The organism is Bradyrhizobium sp. FW305-F6 (genome assembly GCF_058782905.1).
Genome location: NZ_JBYSYD010000002.1, coordinates 521,523 through 543,483 on the forward strand (window position 1 = coordinate 521,523; position 21,961 = coordinate 543,483).

General features: G+C 61.3%; 19 protein-coding genes. 5 read left to right on the forward strand and 14 right to left on the reverse strand.

Translation table 11 applies throughout. The features are described 5' to 3' along the window. Positions 1-69 precede the first annotated feature (69 nt). The 9 genes from AC3WLX_RS13820 to AC3WLX_RS13860 all read right to left on the reverse strand — a co-directional run bounded on the left by AC3WLX_RS13820 (position 70) and on the right by AC3WLX_RS13860 (position 9,469). On the reverse strand, positions 70-783 hold the full coding sequence (locus AC3WLX_RS13820) for an ABC transporter ATP-binding protein (protein WP_492336349.1): 714 nt from the start codon (positions 781-783) through the stop codon (positions 70-72). Continuing rightward, a complete protein-coding gene (locus AC3WLX_RS13825) occupies positions 764-1,495 on the reverse strand; it encodes an ABC transporter ATP-binding protein (RefSeq protein WP_492337284.1) in 732 nt (243 codons plus the stop codon). Before AC3WLX_RS13825 ends, AC3WLX_RS13820 begins: the two co-directional genes overlap by 20 nt. Before the next feature lie 32 nt (positions 1,496-1,527). Then, positions 1,528-2,505: a branched-chain amino acid ABC transporter permease gene (locus AC3WLX_RS13830; protein ID WP_492337285.1), complete on the reverse strand. Its 978-nt coding sequence runs from the start codon at positions 2,503-2,505 to the stop codon at positions 1,528-1,530. Between the two features lie 28 nt (positions 2,506-2,533). Continuing rightward, positions 2,534-3,403 carry a branched-chain amino acid ABC transporter permease gene (locus tag AC3WLX_RS13835; protein WP_492336350.1) on the reverse strand — a complete coding sequence of 290 codons (870 nt, stop codon included), beginning with the start codon at positions 3,401-3,403 and terminating at the stop codon, positions 2,534-2,536. Beyond that, positions 3,403-3,639, reverse strand: coding sequence for a hypothetical protein (locus AC3WLX_RS13840; protein WP_492336351.1), 237 nt, complete (start codon positions 3,637-3,639; stop codon positions 3,403-3,405). Before AC3WLX_RS13840 ends, AC3WLX_RS13835 begins: the two co-directional genes overlap by 1 nt. A 65-nt stretch (positions 3,640-3,704) precedes the next feature. Further along, the gene (locus AC3WLX_RS13845) at positions 3,705-4,880 is read right to left on the reverse strand and encodes an ABC transporter substrate-binding protein (protein ID WP_492336352.1); all 1,176 of its coding nucleotides are present in this window, start codon (positions 4,878-4,880) and stop codon (positions 3,705-3,707) included. A gap of 31 nt (positions 4,881-4,911) precedes the next feature. Next, on the reverse strand, positions 4,912-6,354 hold the full coding sequence (locus AC3WLX_RS13850) for a glutamine synthetase family protein (RefSeq protein WP_492336353.1): 1,443 nt from the start codon (positions 6,352-6,354) through the stop codon (positions 4,912-4,914). 34 nt (positions 6,355-6,388) lie between these two features. After that, a complete protein-coding gene (locus AC3WLX_RS13855; protein WP_492336354.1) occupies positions 6,389-7,747 on the reverse strand; it encodes an aromatic ring-hydroxylating dioxygenase subunit alpha in 1,359 nt (452 codons plus the stop codon). Between the two features lie 57 nt (positions 7,748-7,804). Then, positions 7,805-9,469, reverse strand: coding sequence for an amidohydrolase (locus AC3WLX_RS13860; RefSeq protein ID WP_492337286.1), 1,665 nt, complete (start codon positions 9,467-9,469; stop codon positions 7,805-7,807). Positions 9,470-10,039: 570 nt separating this feature from the next. On the opposite strand from AC3WLX_RS13860, the gene AC3WLX_RS13865 reads away from it, so the two are divergent. After that, the gene (locus AC3WLX_RS13865; protein WP_492336355.1) at positions 10,040-10,834 is read left to right on the forward strand and encodes an IclR family transcriptional regulator domain-containing protein; all 795 of its coding nucleotides are present in this window, start codon (positions 10,040-10,042) and stop codon (positions 10,832-10,834) included. A 28-nt stretch (positions 10,835-10,862) separates the two neighbouring features. On the opposite strand, the gene AC3WLX_RS13870 is transcribed toward AC3WLX_RS13865, so the two are convergent. The 4 genes from AC3WLX_RS13870 to AC3WLX_RS13885 form a co-directional block, all read right to left on the reverse strand. Next, positions 10,863-11,204 (reverse strand): 5-carboxymethyl-2-hydroxymuconate Delta-isomerase, encoded by a 342-nt coding sequence (locus tag AC3WLX_RS13870; RefSeq protein ID WP_492336356.1) that lies wholly within the window; start codon positions 11,202-11,204, stop codon positions 10,863-10,865. 27 nt (positions 11,205-11,231) lie between these two features. Further along, on the reverse strand, positions 11,232-12,920 hold the full coding sequence (locus tag AC3WLX_RS13875) for an amidohydrolase (RefSeq protein WP_492336357.1): 1,689 nt from the start codon (positions 12,918-12,920) through the stop codon (positions 11,232-11,234). Between the two features lie 204 nt (positions 12,921-13,124). Beyond that, a complete protein-coding gene (locus tag AC3WLX_RS13880) occupies positions 13,125-14,516 on the reverse strand; it encodes an NAD(P)/FAD-dependent oxidoreductase (RefSeq protein WP_492336358.1) in 1,392 nt (463 codons plus the stop codon). Further along, the gene (locus AC3WLX_RS13885) at positions 14,513-14,917 is read right to left on the reverse strand and encodes a nuclear transport factor 2 family protein (RefSeq protein ID WP_492336359.1); all 405 of its coding nucleotides are present in this window, start codon (positions 14,915-14,917) and stop codon (positions 14,513-14,515) included. The genes AC3WLX_RS13880 and AC3WLX_RS13885 overlap by 4 nt, the downstream gene beginning before the upstream one ends. Before the next feature lie 176 nt (positions 14,918-15,093). Here AC3WLX_RS13885 and AC3WLX_RS13890 point away from each other — a divergent pair, with 176 nt between their 5' ends. Then, on the forward strand, positions 15,094-15,912 hold the full coding sequence (locus AC3WLX_RS13890; RefSeq protein ID WP_492336360.1) for a sulfite exporter TauE/SafE family protein: 819 nt from the start codon (positions 15,094-15,096) through the stop codon (positions 15,910-15,912). Positions 15,913-15,921: 9 nt separating this feature from the next. On the opposite strand, the gene pdxR is transcribed toward AC3WLX_RS13890, so the two are convergent. After that, positions 15,922-17,466 (reverse strand): MocR-like pyridoxine biosynthesis transcription factor PdxR, encoded by a 1,545-nt coding sequence (pdxR, locus tag AC3WLX_RS13895; protein ID WP_492336361.1) that lies wholly within the window; start codon positions 17,464-17,466, stop codon positions 15,922-15,924. A gap of 190 nt (positions 17,467-17,656) precedes the next feature. On the opposite strand from pdxR, the gene AC3WLX_RS13900 reads away from it, so the two are divergent. The 3 genes from AC3WLX_RS13900 (at position 17,657) to AC3WLX_RS13910 (ending at position 21,952) form a co-directional block, all read left to right on the forward strand. Next, entirely contained in the window at positions 17,657-19,300 is a 1,644-nt protein-coding gene (locus tag AC3WLX_RS13900) for an amidohydrolase (protein ID WP_492336362.1), read from the forward strand. After that, positions 19,297-20,313 carry a CobW family GTP-binding protein gene (locus AC3WLX_RS13905; protein ID WP_492336363.1) on the forward strand — a complete coding sequence of 339 codons (1,017 nt, stop codon included), beginning with the start codon at positions 19,297-19,299 and terminating at the stop codon, positions 20,311-20,313. The genes AC3WLX_RS13900 and AC3WLX_RS13905 overlap by 4 nt, the downstream gene beginning before the upstream one ends. Before the next feature lie 100 nt (positions 20,314-20,413). Next, a complete protein-coding gene (locus AC3WLX_RS13910; RefSeq protein ID WP_492336364.1) occupies positions 20,414-21,952 on the forward strand; it encodes an ABC transporter substrate-binding protein in 1,539 nt (512 codons plus the stop codon). The last annotated feature ends 9 nt before the right edge of the window (positions 21,953-21,961 follow it).

Sequence of the window (21,961 nt, forward strand, 5' to 3'; positions counted from 1 at the left end):
ACGACAAGCGCTTCGAATAACTTGATAAGAGCTTGCCCATTGTCTCGATGACAACCAAGGCCGCAAGCCTCAGTGCACCCCAACACCGAGCAGGCGGTCGACCATCTCAGGGGCGTCGCGTAGCTGCGAGCATTCGCCACTCCAGACCGCCTTGCCCCGTTCGACCACAATGACATGATCCGCAAAGCGCAGCGCTCGTTCGATCTGTTGCTCGACCAAAACGATGGTCATCTCGCCAGAACTCGCCAGCGCCGTGATGATCTCCATGATCTGATCGCAGATCACCGGCGCAAGCCCCTCGAGCGGCTCATCCAAGAGGAGAACTGAAGGCCTCCCCAGCAGCGTCCTGGCGAGCGAGAGCATCTGCTGTTCTCCGCCCGATAATTGCGTCCCGAAGTGGCGCCGGCGCTCGGCCAGCCTCGGGAACATCACGTAGACCTCTTCGAGCGCCTCTCGGCCTCGATCCTTGAGACCTGCGACCAGGTTTTCTTCCACCGTCAGCGACCGAAAAATGTCACGTGTCTGCGGTACGTAGCCGAGACCTCGTCGAGCACGTGTCGATGCCTTGGAATCCGTGAGATCTGCTTCGCCCAGGAATACTCTTCCACCATGATGGGTCGTCAGCCCCATCAGCGATGCGAGCAAGGTCGTCTTGCCGACTCCGTTTCGACCAAGGATGCTGAGACGACCTCCGGGCAAGACCTCGAAAGACATGTGATCGATGACGCGGGTGGGGCCATACCCGGCACTGAGGCCTTTGACTTCAAGACGCGTGGCGGGCATCGGCGTAGCTACCTAGATAAGCTCGACGGACTTCCTGATGGTGCGTGACTTCTGCCGGACTACCCTGGAAGATCAGCTTTCCGTTGGCGAGAACGAGCACACGGCGGGCAAATTTGAAGACGAGGTCCATGTCATGCTCGATCATCAAGACCGCGATATCAGATGGCAATTTGTCGATCGCCTCGATGATCTTTGAGGACTCCTCTGACGGCACCCCTGCCGCGGGCTCGTCCAGGAGCAGAACCTTCGGCTCGAGAGCAAGCCCGATTGCCAGGTCAAGCAGGCGCTGCTGACCGTATGCCAGTTGCGAGACCTGCCTGTCGGCCAGATGGCCGATACCGAGCGTTCCAAGGGCCCGTTCCCACTCCCGGCGAACGTCCGGTCGATCCATCGGGGAGGAAAACATGTTTCTCGTGAGCCCCTTTCGTTGCATCACGGCAAGCGCGACGTTCTGCGCGACTGTCAGGCTCTTGAACAGCCTCGTAATCTGAAATGTCCGGATCAAGCCGGCATCGACGCGATCGGAGATCGATAGCGCGGTCACATCAACCCCGGCGAGGTGCACGGCGCCCTGTGAAGGGGTCAAGTCACCGGAGATGACGTTGACGAGCGTGGTCTTGCCCGCCCCGTTGGGGCCAATCAACGCGACCCTCTCTCCCTTCCCGATCCTGAAGGAAATATCGTCGTTGACCCGCATTCCTCCGAAGGACATCGAAACGCTTCGCAGCTCGAGCAGCGGCTGGCTCACGGGCGCCTCCTCAGCACCGAGGCGGTGCGACCGGCAAGCATGCCGCCTAGGGATACCAGGCCTTTCGGGGCGAACAGCACGACTGCGATCAGCAACGCACCGACCATGGTCATCCAATGGAATGGATTCGCAGCCGAGACATAGTGCTCGAACACCTGGAAGACGATGGATCCGATCAGCGCGCCCCACAGACTGCCTGCACCACCCAGGACGAGCATGACGAGAGCCTCAGCCGACCGCTCAAATCCGACGCTATCCAGTCCCACGACGCCTGTATTGATGGCATTGAGAGCACCGCCGATCCCGCCAACGACCCCCGATACGCCATACATCAGCACGAGTCGGGGGTACACGCGGGCACCGATCATCCGAGCGCGAAGACTGTCATCCTTGATTGCCTGACAAAGCAGACCGAAGGGGGAGTGCACAATTCGAAGCAGTACCACGAACACGACCATGAGCACCGCAACGGAGAACACGTAGCCGGTGCGACCGTACATATCGAACGCATAGACCCCGAAGAGTCGTCCAGGCGAAATGCCGGACAAGCCGTCGCTTCCGCCCGTCAGGCTCGACAGTTTGTTGGCCAGCGCCGCGATGAGCTGTCCGACGGCAATGGATAGCACGAGCTGGGGAAGCCCCTTGAATCTCGTGACGAGGACGCCTGAGACCAGCCCCATGACGGCACCGGCCATCGCCCCCACGAGCAACAACAGCAGCGGGTCGGAATGTCCGGCAAGGCAGGCGTTACCCACGACGTAGGCGCTCACACCGTAGATCGCCGCATGCCCCAGGGTCGCGACACCGCAATATCCCGTGACCAGATCGAGCGACAGCACCAGAAGCGTGATGCTGATCAGTCGCGTCAGAAACGCGAGGTCCTCCGGAAAAAGCGTGTAGCCGATCGCCCCGAGCGCCAATGTGATTGCGACAGCGCGCAGCTCGAGCGGCACGGAAAAACGGGGTGGGCTCATGCCATCGACGATGGCTCGATCGGTCACGTCAATGCCTCCTGCCCAAAAGGCCGTTCGGGAACAGAAACACGACCAGGATGACCGCTAGATAGAAGAAGAACTCACCATATTCCGGTGCAAGATACTTGCCGGTCGTGTCGGCAAGGCCAAGCAATATCGATGCCGCCACGGCGCCCGGGATCGATCCCGCCCCGCCGACCGAGACGACGACGAGGAAAGTCACCATATATCTGAGCGCGTAAAAGGGTTCGACGGGCAACAGTTCGGCGCCCACCACGCCCCCGAACGCCGCCAGGCCGACCGCAAGCGCGAACGTCGCAGAAAATAGGATCTGCGTTTTGATTCCGAGCGACTCGGCCATGTCACCGTTGTCGACGGCGGCACGCAGCCGGATCCCGAACTCGGTGCGGTCAATCAGTAGCCAGAGCAAGCCCGCGGTGCACACCCCGCAAATCATCACGAAAATCCGATGAGCTGGGATCATTCGGAAGCCGAGATCGACGGGACCGCTCAGCAGCGGAGGCAGCGGAATGGATTTGGTCGTCGGGCCAAGAATGTAGTTGGCAACGCCGATGATGACGAACGCAATGCCGATCGTGAGCAAAATCTGGGTCAGCTCATCGGACTTGCGATAAATCCGGCGGTAGAGAAGAAACTCAAGCGGAAAGGCGATCGCGATGGTGCCGAAGACCGCCAGGACAATCGCGAGCGGATATCCAACTCCTGCGTTCTTGAGCGCAAAGGACGCGAGATATCCCCCGATCATCGCAAATGCGCCATGAGCAAGGTTCACGACCCTCATCAGGCCCATCATGATGGAAAGCCCGATGGAGATGATGAAAAGCACCATGCCGTACGAGAGGGCATCCAGCCCGATGCTGAGACCCGTCCACGCCATTAGTTGAATACTTCCGCGGCTTTGAAATGGTGCGACCCCAACACGTCATGCCGAATAGTCTCGCGGACCACCGTCATCAAGGTCCTGATCGGCCCCTGGTCGACGGACAGGTCGAACGGGTCCTGCTCCAAGGCGAGCAGGTCCGCGACGCTGCCGCCGCGGAGAGTAATCCGGTCGCTGGCATCACGATAGATGCGACCATTGACGAAGCGAATAGACTGCAACCGACCACTCATTCCGGGCCCCTCTCCGACGCGTTGAAGCGATCGCTCGCGAGGTTCTACTTCGCGAGCGATTCGCTCTAGTTCTTCGCCAGGCCCCAGTCCGGCTGCGCGTCGAACGTTTGCAATTCCTTGTTGAGGAACTTGCCGTCCTGCTTCACGACTTCGCGCAGATATACGTTCTGACGAATATGCCGGGTATCCGGGTCGATCGACACGGGTCCGCGCGGGCTGACCCATTTCATGCCCTTCACGGCCGCAAGGGCTTTGTCCGGATCCTTCTGGCCGTTCGTGGCCTCAACCATCTTGTAAATGAGCCGAGCACCGTCATAGGCCGCGACCGACGCCATGGTGATGTCGTCGGGCTTGGCGCCAGCCTTGATCATATCGGCGAGGAAGGCCTTGTTCTCTGGCGAGTCGTGCGAGACCGCGTAGTGGTAGGTCGACAGGATGCCTTCGCCGCTGTCGCCAATGTTCGGAAGATCGGGCTCGGTTACGACATCACCGGTGGACAGCAACTTCACGCCGGACGCTTTCAGTCCGTTGTCGATATAGGCCTTGACGAACCCCAGGGTCGGCGGACCGGCCGGCAAGAACGTGAAGATCATGTCAGCGCCGGAATCCTTGATCCTTTGCATGATTGGGCCGAAATCGGTCGTATTGAGCGGCATCCTGATCGATTGGACGATGGTGCCTCCATCTGCCTCGAACGTCTTTTTGAAGGCTGCTTCGGCATCGACGCCCGGGCCGTAATCGCTGACGGCGATCGCCACCTTCTTGGCCGCTCTCGCCTTGGCCACCTTCGCGGCGGGGACCGTGTTCTGCCACATCGTAAAGGACGTCCGCACGATGTAGGGGCTCTTCTCAACGATCGCGGACGTCGCCGCGTTCATCACGATCATGGGCACCTTCGCTTCCTCGAGAAGCGGAGCGACGGCCAGCGCGTCCGGAGTGAAGTACAGTCCCGCAATGTATTGGACCTTCTCCTTGACGATCAACTCCTGAGCCAATGATTTCGACTTGGCCGGGTTCGGCGATTCTTCGTCGCGATAGACGAACTCGATCTGATGATCGCCGACTTTCGATCCATTCTTGGCCACCCAGGCGTCAATGCCGTACTTGAAGTTCTGTCCGAACAAGGCATACGGACCGGACATGGTGCCAATGATCCCCACCTTGATCGTGTCGCACTGCGCCGGCGACATCCAGGCGGTGGCGATCGCGACGGCCCCAACAAGTCCAAACCTCAAGCTCATGTCTCTCTTCTCCTGCTTCGGTGATGCCATTTCAGAACATCTCGAAATATTCTCGCTGCTCCCACTCGGTGACCGTCGATTGGAAGCGCTCGATTTCCGCGTTCTTGATGAAAACGTAGTAGTCGACGAATTTCTCTCCCAGGGCCTCGCGGAAGAAGGGGTCATCGCGCAACGCGAACACCGCCTCGCGCAACGAGGTCGGTAGGAGATTCGCCTTGGTCTCGTAGGGGGTGTCCGCCGACGGACCGGGATCGAGCTGGCGATCAATGCCGTTGAGGCCTGCCAGAATCTGCGACGCCATGTACAGATACGGGTTTGCGGCCGGCTCGCCGATCCTGTTTTCGAGCCGGGTGGCTTTATCGTCGGGACCGCCCAGCATGCGGATCATGACGCCCCTGTTGTCGCGCCCCCAGATTGCCCGATCCGGAGCCAGAGAATAGGAACGGTAGCGCTTGTAGCCATTGATCGTCGGCGTCGAGAAGACCGCGGATGCCCTGGCATGCTCCAGCAGCCCGGCCATGTAGTGCCTGCCGAGTTTCGACAGACCGGCCGGTTCGCTCGTCATGAACGCGTTGGCGCCGTCCTTCCGGGAGACCAGCGATTGATGAAGGTGCCATCCCGATGACATCACGTTCGGTATCCGCGGCCGGCACATGAAGGTCGCGTGATAGCCGTGGCGGTTGCAGATCTGCTTCACGGCCGTACGAAACAGCACCATGGTGTCCGCCGGCTCGATGCCGACGGTGGGCTGAAACACGAACTCGCACTGACTCGGCCCGTACTCCACCTCGATCGACCGAAGCGGCAAGCCAAGCGCCACGATGTTTTGCCTGATCAGCTCGAGCGCGGGCTCCATCTGGTCATAGCGTTGCTCCGTCAGGTACTGATAGCCCTGCGACAGCAGGCTGACCTCCGGAGGCTCACCCGGTTGGCCGGGACTGCCGGCGTCCCCCGGAGTCAGTCGAGCATTCTCGACTTTGAAGATGTGGCATTCGACCTCAAGGCCCGCTTTGAAGTCATAGCCCCGGTTTTTCAGCTGCCCCAGCACGGATTGGTAGAGGCCCCTGGAAGCGAAGGGCACCGGTCGCCCGTCCGAGAAGTAGAGGTCGCAAAGTACCCACCCGGTTTTTGGCGCCCAGGGGAGAACCTTGAAGGTGGTGGGATCGGCGACCATCATGATGTCGCCTCCTCCCTGCATCTCGTGCATTCCGAACCCGCCGCCGGCGGTGAAGACAGGAAACACCGTGCGATGAGAGGTATCTTTCGCGAGCAATGTCGTCGTTATCGAGCAACCGCTCTCGATCGACGAGAGCGCCTCGGAAGCGACCAGGGCCTTGCCGCGCAAGATGCCGTGCTGGTCCGGAAAGGAGAGCCGGATCGTATGCAGCTCCTGCTCCTCCGCCATCCGCCGCATGCGGATGGCAGCCTCCTTCTGTTCGGCCGACCAGAGACCGTGCTTTTCGACGAAACTCAACGACATCTCCTTTGCTGAGCTGGGCCGGCTTGCATTATTCGGCGGCGGTCAGGTGAGGCACCTTCCTGGCGAGCTCGGCGGGCACCGGCGCGGCCCAAGGAGCGCCCCGACGGCGCTTGACGTCCACTTCCATCCAGTAGGTTTCCCACCCCTTCGTCGGACCGATGCCGTCCATTGTGGCCGGCCCCTGGATGCTGCGCGCGCTGGCAGCGTCGAGGAACAACAGCGGCTTGCCCCCGGAGGCCACCTTCTCGATCTCCTGGCGAAGCAGCCGGCGGTACTGAATGATCGCCTTGTCGGATTGCCCGAGATGCTCACGCGTCCGGTCCTGAATGGCGCCCATGGACTCGACGGCCCACTGGTCGTGGACGTTGATGTCCGCGCCCATGCCGGTGTAAGTCTCGGTCGCCTGCTCGTGCGGATCGAAGCCGTAATCGTTCGACTTGTTCTTCCGCGAGCGGTATTCCGGCAACTCGTAAAGCTCGAGGCGCTGCGCTCGCATCTTCGCCTTGTCGACGGGCGCGGCATAGCTGGTGAAAATCGCATACCAATAGCAATTCACGTCGTCGACGGGCACATGCCATTGGGTAATCGTCATCTCCGTGCTCATCGGAATGACGAACGCATGCGGAAACAGCTGGTTGGTGACGCGGACGTGGGTGCGCTGCTCGTCGATCTCGCGCAAGGCGATGAGCCGCAGGCCGTATTCGGTGTGCTCGACGTTGATGATCGGCCGGTCGTACTCGCGCAGGACCTTCGTCATGGGCATCTCCGAGTCGGCCGACGCACCGCGAAACTGCTTGCCGTAGGCCGCCGATGTATCCTCATCCTCGAAGAACCGGTGGAGGAACGAGGCGTGAGCCGGGTCGATGCCGACTTCCAGGGCCTGCAGCCAATTGCATTCGATCAAGCCCTTGAAGGCGAAGGTGTATTCGCCCGGTGCCGCGAAGCAGTCGATCTCCGGAAACGCGGGCGGCTCGCCTTCACCCAAATACGCCCACAGAATTCCACCCTTCTCCAGCACAGGGTAGGACCGCTGCTTGATGTTTTTGCAAAGCGAGGAGTTTGCAGGCTCGGCGGGCGTCTCGAGACACTGCCCCGTGGCGTCGAACAGCCAACCGTGAAAGGCGCAGCGCAAGCCGCCGTTCTCGAGCCGGCCGAAGGCAAGGTCGGCGCCCCGATGCGGGCAGTCGCGATCGAGCAGGCCATAGCGGCCCGTTTCGTCCTTGAACAGAACGAAGTTCTCACCGAGAAGCTTGACGGCCTTGATGGGGCGCCCCTCTGCGAGTTCGTCGACGAGTGCAGCAGGCTGCCAATACATCCGCATCAGCTTTCCCGCAGGCGCCTTCGGTCCGACGCGGGTAATGAGGTCGTTCTGCTCTTGGCTCATCATGACTTGGGTCTCCTCTCTCCGGCTTCGAGATGCGTCCTCTTGGTATCGGGACGCAGACTAACGCTGAAACACGATTTTGCCGCCGACAATCGTCAGGTCGGCTTTGATGTCCTTGATCTGCTCCTCGGGGACCGTCATGAGATCTGCCGACAACGCGGTTAGGTCCGCCAGTTTTCCGGCCTCGATCGTCCCCTTCTTTTTCTCTTCGAACATATAATGCGATGCCGCGCTGGTGTAGAGGCGCAGCGCCTGCTCGCGGCTGATGGCTTCGTTCGCACCATAAACGCCTCCGGCGCGATCCTTGCGGGTCACCATGACATACATGTTGATGAAGGGATTGATCGTGTTCACCGGGAAGTCGGTGCCGGCGCCGAGGCTGTTCAGCCCCACCTTCTCGATGAGAGTCTTCGTAGGCACGGCCCGATTGGCGACCGCCGCACCCAGGAAACGCTCGACGGTGGCCGCCTTGTCCCACATGAACACGTTCTGTAAGTCGACCCTGACACCGAGGCGCTTCGCGCGCTCCATTTGCTCGGGCACGATCAAGCTTCCGTGGATCAGGACGAAACGACGATCCTTGATCGACTTTTCCTTGTCGGCTGCTTCGAATGCATCAAGAACCTGGTCGATGCCCTTGTCGCCGACGGCATGGACACCCACGCGCCAATCGTAGCGATTGCAAATGGACACCAGCTCCTTCAGACGTTCCGGCGATTGCTGGGCAATGCCGTGGTAGTCGTTATGCGAGTCCGGATAGGCCTCGCGCATGAGCGCCGTCTTGAGCGTCATGCCGCCATCGTAGAGGATCTTGATTCCGCCAAACTTCAGCCAGTCATCGCCAAAGCCGGACGAGGCGCCGTTGCCGCGCATGATGTCCTCCCAGGCCGCGTTCTCGCCGGGGGGCTCGGGGCGCCACATGAGACCGACCCGTAGCGTTGCTTCACCGGCCTGGGCCACGCGCTGCAGGGCCGCGATGTCCCTGGGCGAGGTGGCCCCTTCTACGACGCTGGTGATCCCGAACGAGTTCAGCACACCTTCCGCGAGCTTGAATTGGCGAAACTCGTCGTCCGCTGTCCACTCCGGAACGGCCTTTTCGACCTTGTCGATCGCCGCCTCGACCAGAACGCCGGTCAGGTCGCCAGCACTGTCGCGCTCAAACGATCCGCCGCTTGGGTTTGGCGTGGTCTTGGTTACGCCGGCTTTCTCGAGCGCCATCGAATTGGCCATCGAGAAATGGCCAACGGTCCGGAGATAGACCGGATTGTTCGGCGCGACGCCATCAATTTCCTGCCGTGTCAGGTAACGCTTTTCCGCAAGTTGCGACGGGGGATGCCAGGCGCTTCCGATGATCCACTCGCCGGGCTTTTTCTTCGCCACGAACTGCCTGATGCTTGCGAGAGCATCCGCAACAGTCTTGGCGCCGCTCATGTTCACGACGTAGTCGGATAGGCCGGCGGCCTTGAAATGCGCGTGTGTGTCGATCAACCCGGGAACGACAGTCTTGCCCTGCAAGTCGATCGTGCGGGTGCGATCGCCAGCCACCGCCTTGATCGTCGCCGTGTCTCCGACGACCAGGATTTTTCCGTCGCGAATGGCGAGTGCCTCCGCAACCTTTGACTGATTGTCCATGGTGAGAATCTTGCCGTTGATCAAGGCAAGCGAGGGAGCGTTGGCCTCCTGCTGCTGGGCAAACGCCGCACTGGATGTCAGCACCACGCCCATGATCGCCGTTGTCAGCTTCATTGCGCCACCTTCAAATGTTCGGTAGACGAACAGTCGTTCGATATATTTCAGAATGACTCCAGTGTGTTGAGCAGGCAAGCAAAATATTTCCGCAAAACCTGCCCAATGTAGCCGCAGCGAAGGCAATCGAGCCGAGATCGCAGGAGTGCCGAAATTGCTATAACCGATTAACGAACTTATGTTCTTATACCGAACGATCGTAAGGGCGGATGCCGATGCCAGAGGTGAGATTTGTCCAGCAGGACGATAACGAAAAATCCGTCTTGCTCGACCACGACATGAGCGGTGATGCTCGCGGCCGTTCGCAACGGTACTTCCGGTGTTGAGGGCGAATGCGGCGGCGGCTGCCCCGATCGCGCGCCCCGTCGCGTCAGCGTCACAAGCTCTGTCCCTCAGCCGACCGAAGAAGAGCTCGAGTTGCTAGCCGCCGTTGCTTGTCAGAGACCGCCACTATCCAGAGAACCCTGGTGACGGCCGGAGACAAGGCTGGCGCCTCGCCCGCGTATTTGTGATGGTTCTCACTGCCACCGAGAGGGACCGCCCAATAGAATGCCGAGACTGAAGCGCACCGAAGAAGAGGAAAAGGCGCGGGAGGGAAGCGAGTTCATCGAGACCCTGGATCGGGGTCTTCGCGTGATCCAGTCCTTCGGCATCGATCGCCGTCCAATGACACTCAGCGACCTGTCCAAGAGCGTGAATCTCCCGCGGGCGACAGTGCGACGGATCCTGATGACCCTTGTCAGATCCGGATTTGTCGTGGGCGACGAGCGGTTGTTTTCGCTGACGCCCAGGGTGCTGCTTTTGGCTTCGGCCTATCTGACGTCGAACCAGATCAACACCGTGATGCAGCCGTTGATGGACGAGGTCGCCAGCAAGGCCAAAGAGGTCTGCTCCCTTGCGATCCTGCATGGCGAAGAGGTCGTTTTTATCGCCCGCTCGAGTCCGGCGCGGGTATTTTCGACCGGACTGGACATAGGATATCGGCTGCCGGCTTTCTGCACGTCAGTGGGACGCGTTCTGCTGGGCAGATTGGCGAACGACGAGCTGACGAGAACGGTCGACGGCATGAAATTGCTGCCTCAGACCCAATCGACGCTGGTCGACAAATCGGCAGTGATTGCCACGATCATTGCCGACCGCACCAAAGGGTATAGCCTTGTCGATCAGGAAGCCGAAGAGGGCTTTCGGTCTATATCGGTGCCAATTCGCCGCTACGATGGCGTCGTCATTGCGGCCGCAAATATTGGCGCTCATGTTGATCGCATCACGACCGGTGAGATGATCGATCGCTTCCTGCCTCTGCTCAAGGAGATGTCCCTCACCGCGCAGCCCCTGCTCGTCTGAGAAGCTGCCGCCTTTTGGCAAGCACCCGTTACTTTAGCCGTTTCTTGTAGGCGACCGGGTCCATGTCACGGATATCCACGCTGATGCTGACCACATCCGGGCATCGCTCTGCCATCGTCCGCCGAAGGCTCGTGCTCAGCGCGACCTTCTGGTCGGGCGACCGACCTTCGAGCAAGTAGACCGACAGGTGGACGAAGCTGTCACGCTTCCCGGCGACCAGAAAATCGTCGTAAACACGCGCCCGCACCTTGACGTCTTCCGCCTTCATGACCCCCGTTCGCCAAGCGGCTTCAAAGAGGGCTTCCATCAAGCCTGTTACGTCGTCGCGAGCGAGCGCCCCTTCCGAATATTCGATCACCAAGTGCGGCATGAGGTCGTTCTCGTCTTTAGGCCGCGTTCATGTGATGACCTCACCGTCGTAGACCGTTCGCCCCTCGACGATGGTCTGGACAACGGTGATGTCCTTGATGCTTTCCTCCGGAATCGTCATGATATCGTCGGACAGAACGACCATATCGGCATACTTGCCCGGTTCTATTGATCCGACTTTGTCCTCCGAAAACGAATATCGAGATGCGGCGCTCGTATAGAGCTGGATAGCTTCCTTCCGGCTGATCCGTTCGCCTTCTCCATACACATCGCCGTTCTTGTCGCGGCGGGTCACCATGACATACATGTTGACGAATGGGTTCAGGAGGTTGATCGGATAGTCGGTACCTTGCCCAATCGACTTCAAGCCCATGACGTCGATCATGGTTCGCATGGGGAAGGCCCGGTCGGCGGTATCTTTACCGAGAAACTTCGCCACGACAGCCGCCTTGTCCCAGAGGAACGAGGTCTGCGCGTCGACGCGCACATCCAATTTCCTGGCACGCAGCATTTGATCTGGTCGCATAAGGCTGCCATGGATGACGATGAAGCGCCTCCCCTCGATCGATCTCTCGGCATCCGCGAGCTCGTAGGCGTCCAAAACACGGTCGATGGCGGCGTCCCCAACGGCGTGAACCCCGACGCGCCAGCCGTAGCGATTGGCCGCTGCAACCAGGGCATTGAACCTGGACGGCTCGATGACGATGGTCCCCTTGTATTGGCGATCGTCGGGGTAACCGTCCCGCATCGCGGCTGTTCGCAATGTCATTCCGCCGTCGATTTGAAGCTTGACGCCGGAATAGCTCAACCAATCGTCGCCGAAGTCTGAGGCTGCGCCGATGCGAGAGAAGAACAGCTCCCATTCTTCGATCGTCATGCTGGGATTGAGGCCGCCCGTCGGCGCGTACATGGCGCTGATGCGCAAAGACGCCTGTCCGGCTTGCCGGACGCGCTGATGGGCGCGGAAAGTTGCGGGATCGACTGCCGCGCTGATTGCGGAGGTCAGCCCAAATTCATTGAAGTATCGCATCGCGAACTTCACCTGCTCATCGCGATCCTCATCCGACCATTCGGGCAGAAGGTCGTGAACAAGGTCCTCCGCGGCCTCCTCCAATGTACCGTTCGGCTCGCCGGTGGATTTGTCGCGATGGATGATCCCGCCATCCGGATCAGGGGTGTCCTTCGTTATTTTTGCAAGGGCCAATGCTTCCGAGTTGACGAGAGTGAAGTGGCCAATCGGCAAACACACTGGGTTGTGGGGAGCAGCCCGATCGAGCTCCTCGCGCGTCAAGAAGCGCTTTTCGGCCAATTGCGAGACCGGGTGCCATTGTGCACCGCGCACCCATTTCCCCCTAGGCAATCTACCGGCGTGTTCCCCGATACGGGCCAGTGCCTGCTCGACCGTGGTGACGTCGTTCAGCTGCACCGTGTACTTGATCAATCCCGCCTGCTCGACATGAGCATGGGTATCTATCAGGCCCGGAAGGACGGTTCGACCGTCCAAATCAATAACGACGGTGTTCGGGCCCGCGAGCGCAGATATTTCATCGACCTTTCCAACCGCGACGAAGCGGCCGTCTCGCACGGCGACCGCGCTTGCCACGCCGAACATCGGGTCAACCTTGAGGAACTTGCCATTGGTGTAGATCGTGTCGGGCGCGCCGATGGACTCACTTCGGTTCGCGCCGCGCACACTTTGGCCACGTGAAACCATCATCCATCCGCCCTTGTTCGCCTAACGAACAATTGTTCGTCATACGTTTTTAGGCGTCTGGTTCGCAATTGTCAAAGATTAGACTTGGCGATCTCAAAGGGATGGCAGATTGCACCTGCAGCACGTGACTTGCGCAGAGCGGGGCACCCGACAAGCAGATGGGTCGTGTCCCCGGGAGTGGTGAAGCTCGGTGGCTCACCGAATCATTCAGATCGCCTCGTCGCGCGCGTGGTACCAGCGATACAACATACGCTGGCCGATGCGTCGAAATGGCGTGAAGGGATGCGTCGGCAGCGGCGAGGTGAAGATCGGCAGATCCTGTCCCTTAAAGGCGCGACCGCCGATCATCTCGGCCATGCGACGGCCAGCCTGCGCCGAATAGGACACACCGTTGCCACCATAGCCCAGCGCGTAGAACAGCGACCGTGCGGGATCGGGACGAAAGATGCGCGGCATCATGTCATGGCTGACATCGACCCAGCCCCACCAGGAATAGTCGATGTCGATGCCGGTCAGCGCTGGAAACTTGCGGTGCAACCCGTCGATCAGCAATTGCAGGTGGCGGGGATGCGCGGCGTCGGCGCCGGTGATCGCACTGCGGCTGCCGATCTGGATACGATTGTCGGGCAGGCGCCGGTAATAATAGCGCAGGGTTCGTGTGTCGGTGATCACCTGGGTGGTGCGGAAGCCCGTTGCCTTGAGTTCCGCATCGGTGAGCGGTCGCGTCACGATCGAGTTGGACATGATCGGCATGCAACGCCCGCGCAGCACAGGGGTCAAGCCGAGCGACGTGTAAGCACCGGTCGCGATGCCCACCGAGCGCGCGCGGACGGTGCCGCCAGCTGTGCGCAGATAGTGAATGCCGTTGCGCGTCGTGATCTCCAGCACGGGGCTGCCGGGGTGCACTTTGGCGCCGAGCTCACGCGCCATGCGCAGATAGCCGAACGCAAGCTTTGCCGGATGGACGCCAGTGCCCAGCGGTTCATGCACCGCGCCGACGCATTCGGCTTCATTCACATAGTCGCGGCGCACGTCCTCCGCGGACAGCACGCGCGTCTTGTAGCCGAACACCTCGTTCTGGACTTGCGACTCGGCTGCGATCTCGTCGAACATGCGCCGCCGGTGCGCCAGATAGAGATGGCCTCCACGCTGCGGTTCGCAATCGATATTTCCGGTCTTGATCAGGTCTTCGAAGGTCTCGAATCCGTCCTGGATTTCCGCATGCAGCCGCAGGGCTACATCGCGGCCCCAGCGCGCGATCCACTGAGAACGTGACAGCCGGCCTGACGCGTTCTGGCCCTGACCGCCATTGCGCGTGCTGCAGCCCCACGCAACGCGATTGGCTTCCAGCACCACGGCCTTGATGCCGAATTCGCGCGCCAGGAAGATTGCACAGGCAAGCCCCGTGTAGCCCGAGCCGACGATCGCGACGTCAGCGTCGATGTCGCCCGAGATCGGACCATCGTCATCTGGCGGCGTGCCCGCCGTCGCGGCCCAATAGGTCGGCGCGTAGTCGCGATTGGTGCCAGGACCCGGCGAGATCAGGGGATCGTAGTGCTGGTCATAGGGAGCGATGGGCATGACGCTTCGGCCCGTCATGACGCCGCCTTGGCCGGAAGTGCGGGACGATCCTTACGGAAGGCGCTCTTGCGCGACAGCTTGTCGCCGCTGAACGTGAAGAGGTCGCAGCCCTCGGCCTCGATACGCGTGCCGTTTGCGGCAGTCCCGCGGAAGATCCACTCCGACAGCCCGCGATCGCCGAACACATTGTGCGACGTGCAGGTCCAGCTGACGTCGGGCATGCCGGCCCAGACCTTCTCGAACGCCGCCTTCACATCGGCGGCACCAACGATGCGATTGCCGTACATCTCGGCGCCGGCGGCGGTATCGAACACCACGTCATCGGTCATGCAGGCCATCACCCCGGAAGAGTCATGACGATTGAATGCCTCGAACAGCGCGAGGAGAAGCTGATGGCGCCTGGCCTGCTGATCGGACATGGACAACTCTCTTTGATCTATGGCGCATGACGTCGGCAGGGGAGCCGAACGATGGCGGCAAGCATGCCAGCGCCCGGCTCGCGGGATTAGGGCCAGTTTCCGCCAACCACCCGGCCAGACGATCTGGCCCAAGCATTGCTCTGCGCTGGCCCCTCCCTACGCTGGTAAATGCCGCCATGGTCGTTCCATGGCAGCGCGACGGGCCCGACGACATGCATGATCTGTTGAGCGCCATCGGCGATCTCGGCGCGACGCTGACGCCCCGCCTGGTCCTGCTGTCCATCACGGCGATCTTTGCAGCGGCGATCCTGCGCGGCTTCACCGGATTCGGCTTCTCGCTAGCGGCCGTGCCTTTGCTCAGCCTGTTCATGTCGCCGGCACAGGCTGTATCGATCGCCGTCGGTCTGCAGCTTCTGGGCAGCCTGCTGGATTTCCGCAGCGCCTCGAAGCAATGCGACTGGCATTCCCTGCGCTGGCTCATGCTCGGAGCGCTCGTCGGATCGCCCCTGGGAACCCTGATCCTGAGTGAAATTCCGGCGGCGGTGGCGCGGCTGGTGATCAGCTCGATTACGCTGCTCGCCGTGCTGGCGCTCGGCAGGGGATTTGCCCTGCCGGCAATACCACCGCGTCCCCTCACGGCGACTACCGGCTTCATATCCGGACTGTTCAACGGCCTCGCCGCGATGCCCGGACCGCCAGCCGTGGCTTATTACATGTCGGTCCCTCTGCCGCGCGCGACGACACGCGCCTCGCTGCTGGTCTTCTTCCTGATGACGTCGATAGCCGCGGCAATCGCAGCCATTGCGGTTGGCCTCATCACGGTCCGGACCATCAGCCTGTCACTGCTCGGCCTGCCGGCGATGTGGATCGGTACACAGTTTGGCGAGATGGCCTTCAGGCGAGGCACGGATGCCATACATCGTCACGTCTCGATCACCAGCCTCGGTGTGATCGCACTCGTCAGCGCAATCCGGGGGATCAGCGAACTGATCTGATAGTGTTGCTTACGACATACGGAGGATCAGGCGCCCGAGGCGTTCGATCCCCGGCTCGATGCGGTCGGTCCGGATCGACGAGAAGCCGAGCCGAAAACACCCGACGTGGGTGCCGCCGGTCATCGAGAACACATCGCCCGGTTCGATCACCACGCCTTCCGCACGAGCGGCTTCCGCCAGTGCCGTCGCATCGCAGCCTTCGGGGCAGGTCACCCAATAGCTGGTGCTGCCGGCGCCGCGCACGAAAGTGCAATTGACGAAATGTTCCGGCAGCAGCCGGTCGAGGACGCGCGCCCGTTCCAGCAGAACACGCGACACCCGCTGCAAATGCGAGCGGTAGTGGCCGAGGCCGATAAACAAAGCAGCAACACGCTGGTTGTTCAACGGCGGATGCCGCACCATCAGCCGTCGCAGCGCGCGCAGTTCGCGAATCACCGGCGCCGGTGCAACCACGTAGCCCAGCCGCAGACCAGGCGCGAGAACCTTGGACAGGCTGCCAACATAGAGCACCCGATCGTTGCGATCGAGACTCATCAAAGGCGGCAATGCATCGCCCTCGGAGACCAGCTCGCTCTCGTAATCATCTTCGATGAGCAGGATATCGCTTTCCTGCGCTTTCCGGAGCAGCTCGATACGGCGCCGCTGCGGCATCGCCACCGTCGTCGGGCATTGATGACCGGCAGTGACATAAGCGAGGTCGCAGCCTTCGAAATCCGCGCCCGGCACCAGACCCTCGCCGTCGACAGCGAGAGGCACGATGTTGTCGGTCAGCATACCGAAGATATTGCGCGCATCGGGATAGCCGGGATTTTCCATGCCGACGCGCGTACCCGGCTTGGTGAAGAGCCTGGCGATCAGATACAGCGCGTGCTGCGCGCCGATGGTCATCATGATCTCGTCGGGACGTGCACGCACACCGCGGCGCGGCAGCACCTGCAGACGCAATTGCTCGATCAGCGCAGGATCGTCCTCGTCGATGGCGTCACGCGCCCAGTTGTTGATCTCGGGAACGCTGAGCGCCGCGCGCGCGCTTTCGCGCCAGTCATTGGTGGGAAACAGGCTGGGGTCAAACTGACCGAAGATGAACGGATAGGGAAAATCCAGCCAGTTGAGGGGCTTGACAATGTTGCGATGGCTGGACGGCCGGACGGCATAGCGGGCGGTCCACCTGGTCTCGTCGGACCTGTCGGGAGCAGGCCGCACGCCTGTGCCGGCACCAAGATGCTTCGGCAAGCCGGCCACGAAGTAACCGCTGCGCTCGCGAGACACCAGGAAGTTCTGGTCCACCAGCTGTTCATAGGCAATGACGACCGTATTGCGCGACACTTCCAGCAGGGCCGCCAATTCACGGCTCGACGGCATGCGCACCCCGAGCGACAAGCGGCCTTCCTCGATGGCGGTGCAGATCAGTTGGCGTATCTGCAGTTGCAGGAATGGCCCGCGCCTGTCCAATCCCTGGAACAGCGACCCCCAGAACAGCGCATCGCTGATCCCCGACCACGCCGGCCGGCCTTCGGCAGGTGTCGTTTTGACCGTCTCTGCTGGACCACTCATGTCTTGCTCCACTCGTGTCACAGGATTGGAGCCACTTTTCCTGCCCGATCCACCGGAATTATAAAGCAAAAGCCGCGCCAGCGTGGGTAACCCGCCGGCCGCACTGGCCCCATTCGTGCTCCTGATCTGGCGCTGGTCTGGCGCGGCGTGAGGCCTCACGCTTCGGTGACAGACTCTTGAGGGTGGTCCAGTGAGCCAGGATACGGTTGTTTTTTCGGCCCGAAGGATCGTGACAATGAACCCGTCGCGGCCGGAGGCAACGCATGTTGCAGTGCGCGAGGGCCGGATCGTCGCTGTCGGAAGTCTCGAAGAAGTCGGCAGCCACGCTGGCAGGATCGACGACCGTTTCAAGGACAAGGTGCTGCTGCCGGGCTTCGTCGAGGGCCACAGCCACATCATGGAGGGAATCGTCTGGTCGATGCCCTATGTGGGGGCATTCGATCGCCGTGCGCCGAGCGGGGCGATCGTCGCTGGGGCGAACGGAATCGATGCGATCATCGCACGCCTTCAGGCTGCCGATGCCGAACTGACCGATCCAGAGACGCCCCTGTTTGCCTGGGGCTTCGACCCGCTGCATATCGGTGGCAATAAGCTGAGCCGGCATGACCTCGACAAGGTTTCGAAGACCCGGCCTGTCCTCGTCATGCATGCCAGCTTCCACATCACCAACGTCAACTCGCTGATGGTCGAATGCGCCGGCTTCTCGCGCAACACCAATGTGTCCGGCGTACCGCTTGGCCAGGACGGCGAGCCGACCGGCGAACTTCAGGGCATTGCTGCATTGTTCAGGACGTTTCGCGTTCTGAAGTCGAATCCCTTCAAGCAGGATTTCTCGGCGGCAGACCTTGCCCGCTATCAAGCTTCGGCCTGCAACCAGGGCGTCACGACCGTTACCGATCTGCACAGCGATCTGTCCGAAGAAACGATTGAACTGTATCGCGCCGCTGCGCGCCAGCCGGACTTCTCGATCCGGCTGGTCCCGGCCCTGGCGTCCGCCTCCCACACACCGGAGGAAGCCATCGCCAAGATGGCCAGGCTTCGCCCGACCGGCAATGACAAGCTGCACTACGGCATCGTCAAGATCATCGTGGACGGCTCGATTCAGGGATTTACCGCACGGCTGCGATGGCCGGGCTACCACAACGGGGCGCCCAACGGGCTGTGGTACATCGCTCCGGACGATTTGCGCGTCGCGGTCGAGAAGTATCACCGCGCCGGCCTCCACCTGCAGATCCACACCAATGGCGACGAGGCGACCGAACAGGCGCTCGACGCCATCGAAGCCGCGCAGATCGCCGCCCCCCGCCCCGACCATCGTCATACGCTGCAGCATTGCCAAATGGCCGACACGGCGCAATTCAAGCGGATGAAGGCGCTCGGCGTATGCGTCAATCTGTTTTCCAACCATCTGTACTATTGGGGCGATGCCCATTACGAGCAGACCATGGGCCCGGAACGCGCCCACAGGCTCGATGCGACCGGGACCGCGCAACGTCTTGGCATTCCCTACGGAATTCACACCGACGCCCCGATTACGCCACTCAATCCCCTGTTTACGGCATGGTGCGCAGTCAACCGTATCTCATCGGGCGGGCGTGAACTTGGAAAGGCCACCGAAGCGATCACCGTGCAGCAGGCGCTCGCCGCCATCACGATCGGATCGGCCTATACGCTCAAGCTCGACCATCTCGTCGGCAGCATCGAAACTGGCAAATATGCCGATTTTGCCGTGCTGGAAGACGACCCATTCGAAGTCGCTCCGGAAGAGCTGAAGGACATCACGGTATGGGGCACCGTGGTCGGCGGACGCGTGCGCGAGGCGCCGCACGCATGACAGGAACTCCGCGCGAGGGAATCCCGGTCACCGTCGTTGGCGGCTTCCTCGGCGCGGGCAAGACCACGTTCCTCAACCATCTCCTGCGCACCGGGGGAACACGCTATGCGGTCCTCGTCAACGATTTCGGCGCCGTGAATATCGATGCCGATCTGATCGCACATCATGACGGCACCACGATGACCCTGACCAACGGCTGCGTCTGCTGCAGCGTCGGCAGCGGCTTCATCGACATGCTCGGCAAGATCCTGGACGACAGGATTCCGTTCGACCATATCGTCATCGAGGCCAGCGGCGTCGGCGATCCCTGGCGCATCGCCGAGATCGCGCTTGTCGAACCGGGCCTGCGGCTCAATGCGGTCGTCGTGCTGGCCGACGCAACGCGCATCGCGACGTTGCTGGCAGATCCGCGCGTCGGCGATACCGTTCGGAGCCAGTTCGAACGCGCAGATCTCGTCTTGCTCAACAAGATCGATCTGCTGGACCGCGCCGGTGCCCGCGCCGCACATAAGGCCGTCGCCGCACTGCGCGACGGGCTGCGCATCATCGAAACGTCCGAACATACGATGCCAGATCTTCCGGCCGGCGCGCAGAAAACCATCTCCCGCTTCAGGGCAACCGAAGCTCTGGATGCCGCCGATCACGAGCGCCAGTTTCGGCGATGGTCCTACAGCCGCAGCGGCACCTTCGATCGACGCAGGCTCGAAACCATGCTGCAGCAGTTGCCGCCCCAGCTTCTCCGTCTCAAAGGTCACTGCCGTCTGGCAGGCGAGCCACGTGCCTCGCTGCTGCAAATGGTCGGGCAGGACTGGTCGCTGACACCAGCGGATTCCGGCGGAATGTCCGGACAAGGCGGCATCCAACTCGTCGGTATCGGAACCGATGACCTGCCGGACACGCCCGACCTAGACGCCGTGCTCGACCTCGCCATCGCATCCGCGAGCGACGCGCCATCGATCCTCGTCACGAACGACAACGGCGGACGTCAATCGCCGCACAATCTCACTCAATGAAGGAAGGACAAAGCCGATGTCTCCGATTTGGTCTTCGCGAACGTGGTCTTTCAGGACGCCCGTCCAGAAATGCGTTCTTGGACTTGCCGTCGCCCTTTCAGTGTCAGGCGCGCATCTGGCACCGGCCTCAGCCGATGGCACCGTGGTGATCGGCTCCTCGCAGGTGCCGCGGCATTTCAACGGCGCCGTTCAATCCGGCGTCGCCACGGCGGTGCCTAGCACGCAGATCTTCGCAAGCCCGCTACGCTATGACGAGAACTGGAAGCCGCAGCCCTATCTGGCGGAATCGTGGGAGATTTCGGCAGACGGCAAGTCGGTCACGCTGAAACTGGTGAAGAACGCCGTCTTTCACGACGGCAAGCCGGTCACATCGGAAGACGTCGCCTTCTCGATCATGACCATCAAGGCGAACCATCCGTTCCAGACGATGCTTGCCGCCGTCGACAAGGTGGACACGCCGGATCCGTATACTGCCGTGATCCAGCTCAAGCATCCGCATCCCGCCCTATTGCTGGCGATGTCGCCGGCGCTGATGCCGATCCTGCCCAAGCACATCTATGGCGACGGCCAGGACGTGAAGAGCCATCCGGCGAATCTCAAGCCGATCGGCTCCGGACCTTTCCGCCTGACAGAATACAAGCAGGGTGAGTTCTACACGCTGGAGAAATTCGACAAGTTCTTCATTCCCGGCCGGCCGAAACTCGACAAGATCGTGGTCAAGCTGATCTCCGACCCCAACGCCATGCTGGTCTCATTGGAGCGCGGCGACGTGAACGCCCTGCCCTTGATCTCCGCCGTCCGCGATATCGAACGCCTCGAGAAAATGCCGAATGTCCTCGTCACCGAGAAAGGCTTCGCAGGCATCGGCCCGATCAACTGGCTGGCCTTCAACACCAAGAAGAAGCCGCTCGACGACGTTCGTGTCCGTCAGGCGATCGCCTTCGCCACCAACCGCGACTTCATCATCAGCAAGCTGATGGGCGGCAAGGCGGCAGCGGCGACCAGCCCGATCGCACCGGGCTCGCCGCTGGATGAGCCCGGCGTCGAAATGTACAAGCTCGACCTCGCCAAATCGCAGAAGCTGCTCGACGACGCCGGCTATCCGAAGAAGGCGGACGGATCGCGGATGGCGCTCACCATCGACTACATCCCGGGCAATGACGAACAACAGCGCAATATCGCGGAATATCTGCGTTCGCAGCTCAAGAAAGTCGGCATCAATCTCGACGTTCGCGCGGCCTCGGACTTTCCGACCTGGGCGCAGCGCGTATCGAGCTTCGACTTCGACCTGACCATGGACACCGTTTTCAACTGGGGCGACCCGGTGATCGGCGTCGACCGTACCTATTTGACCAGCAATATCCGCAAAGGCATCATCTGGTCGAACACGCAGCAATACAGCAATCCGAGGGTCGACGAACTGCTGGCCGCTGCAGGGCAAGAAACCTCCGCAGAGAAGCGCAAGGCGCTCTATTCTGAGTTCCAGAAGATTGTGGTCTCCGATGCGCCGATCCACTTCATCAACTCGACGCCCTACCGCAACGTCTTCTCCAGGGGACTGGGCGGCCTGCCGACCACGATCTGGGGCATCATGTCGCCGCTTGACGAACTGTATTGGGCAACCCCGCCGCGGACCTGATCGGCCCGT

Coding starts and splice junctions, on each gene's coding strand:
- AC3WLX_RS13820 (WP_492336349.1), bottom strand. CDS start 783: ATGCCCGCCACGCGTCTTGAAGTCAAAGGCCTCAGTGCCGGGTATGGC.
- AC3WLX_RS13825 (WP_492337284.1), bottom strand. CDS start 1,495: ATGTCCTTCGGAGGAATGCGGGTCAACGACGATATTTCCTTCAGGATC.
- AC3WLX_RS13830 (WP_492337285.1), bottom strand. CDS start 2,505: ATGAGCCCACCCCGTTTTTCCGTGCCGCTCGAGCTGCGCGCTGTCGCA.
- AC3WLX_RS13835 (WP_492336350.1), bottom strand. CDS start 3,403: ATGGCGTGGACGGGTCTCAGCATCGGGCTGGATGCCCTCTCGTACGGC.
- AC3WLX_RS13840 (WP_492336351.1), bottom strand. CDS start 3,639: ATGAGTGGTCGGTTGCAGTCTATTCGCTTCGTCAATGGTCGCATCTAT.
- AC3WLX_RS13845 (WP_492336352.1), bottom strand. CDS start 4,880: ATGAGCTTGAGGTTTGGACTTGTTGGGGCCGTCGCGATCGCCACCGCC.
- AC3WLX_RS13855 (WP_492336354.1), bottom strand. CDS start 7,747: ATGATGAGCCAAGAGCAGAACGACCTCATTACCCGCGTCGGACCGAAG.
- AC3WLX_RS13860 (WP_492337286.1), bottom strand. CDS start 9,469: ATGGGCGTGGTGCTGACATCCAGTGCGGCGTTTGCCCAGCAGCAGGAG.
- AC3WLX_RS13865 (WP_492336355.1), top strand. CDS start 10,040: ATGCCGAGACTGAAGCGCACCGAAGAAGAGGAAAAGGCGCGGGAGGGA.
- AC3WLX_RS13870 (WP_492336356.1), bottom strand. CDS start 11,204: ATGCCGCACTTGGTGATCGAATATTCGGAAGGGGCGCTCGCTCGCGAC.
- AC3WLX_RS13875 (WP_492336357.1), bottom strand. CDS start 12,920: ATGATGGTTTCACGTGGCCAAAGTGTGCGCGGCGCGAACCGAAGTGAG.
- AC3WLX_RS13880 (WP_492336358.1), bottom strand. CDS start 14,516: ATGACGGGCCGAAGCGTCATGCCCATCGCTCCCTATGACCAGCACTAC.
- AC3WLX_RS13885 (WP_492336359.1), bottom strand. CDS start 14,917: ATGTCCGATCAGCAGGCCAGGCGCCATCAGCTTCTCCTCGCGCTGTTC.
- AC3WLX_RS13890 (WP_492336360.1), top strand. CDS start 15,094: ATGGTCGTTCCATGGCAGCGCGACGGGCCCGACGACATGCATGATCTG.
- pdxR (WP_492336361.1), bottom strand. CDS start 17,466: ATGAGTGGTCCAGCAGAGACGGTCAAAACGACACCTGCCGAAGGCCGG.
- AC3WLX_RS13905 (WP_492336363.1), top strand. CDS start 19,297: ATGACAGGAACTCCGCGCGAGGGAATCCCGGTCACCGTCGTTGGCGGC.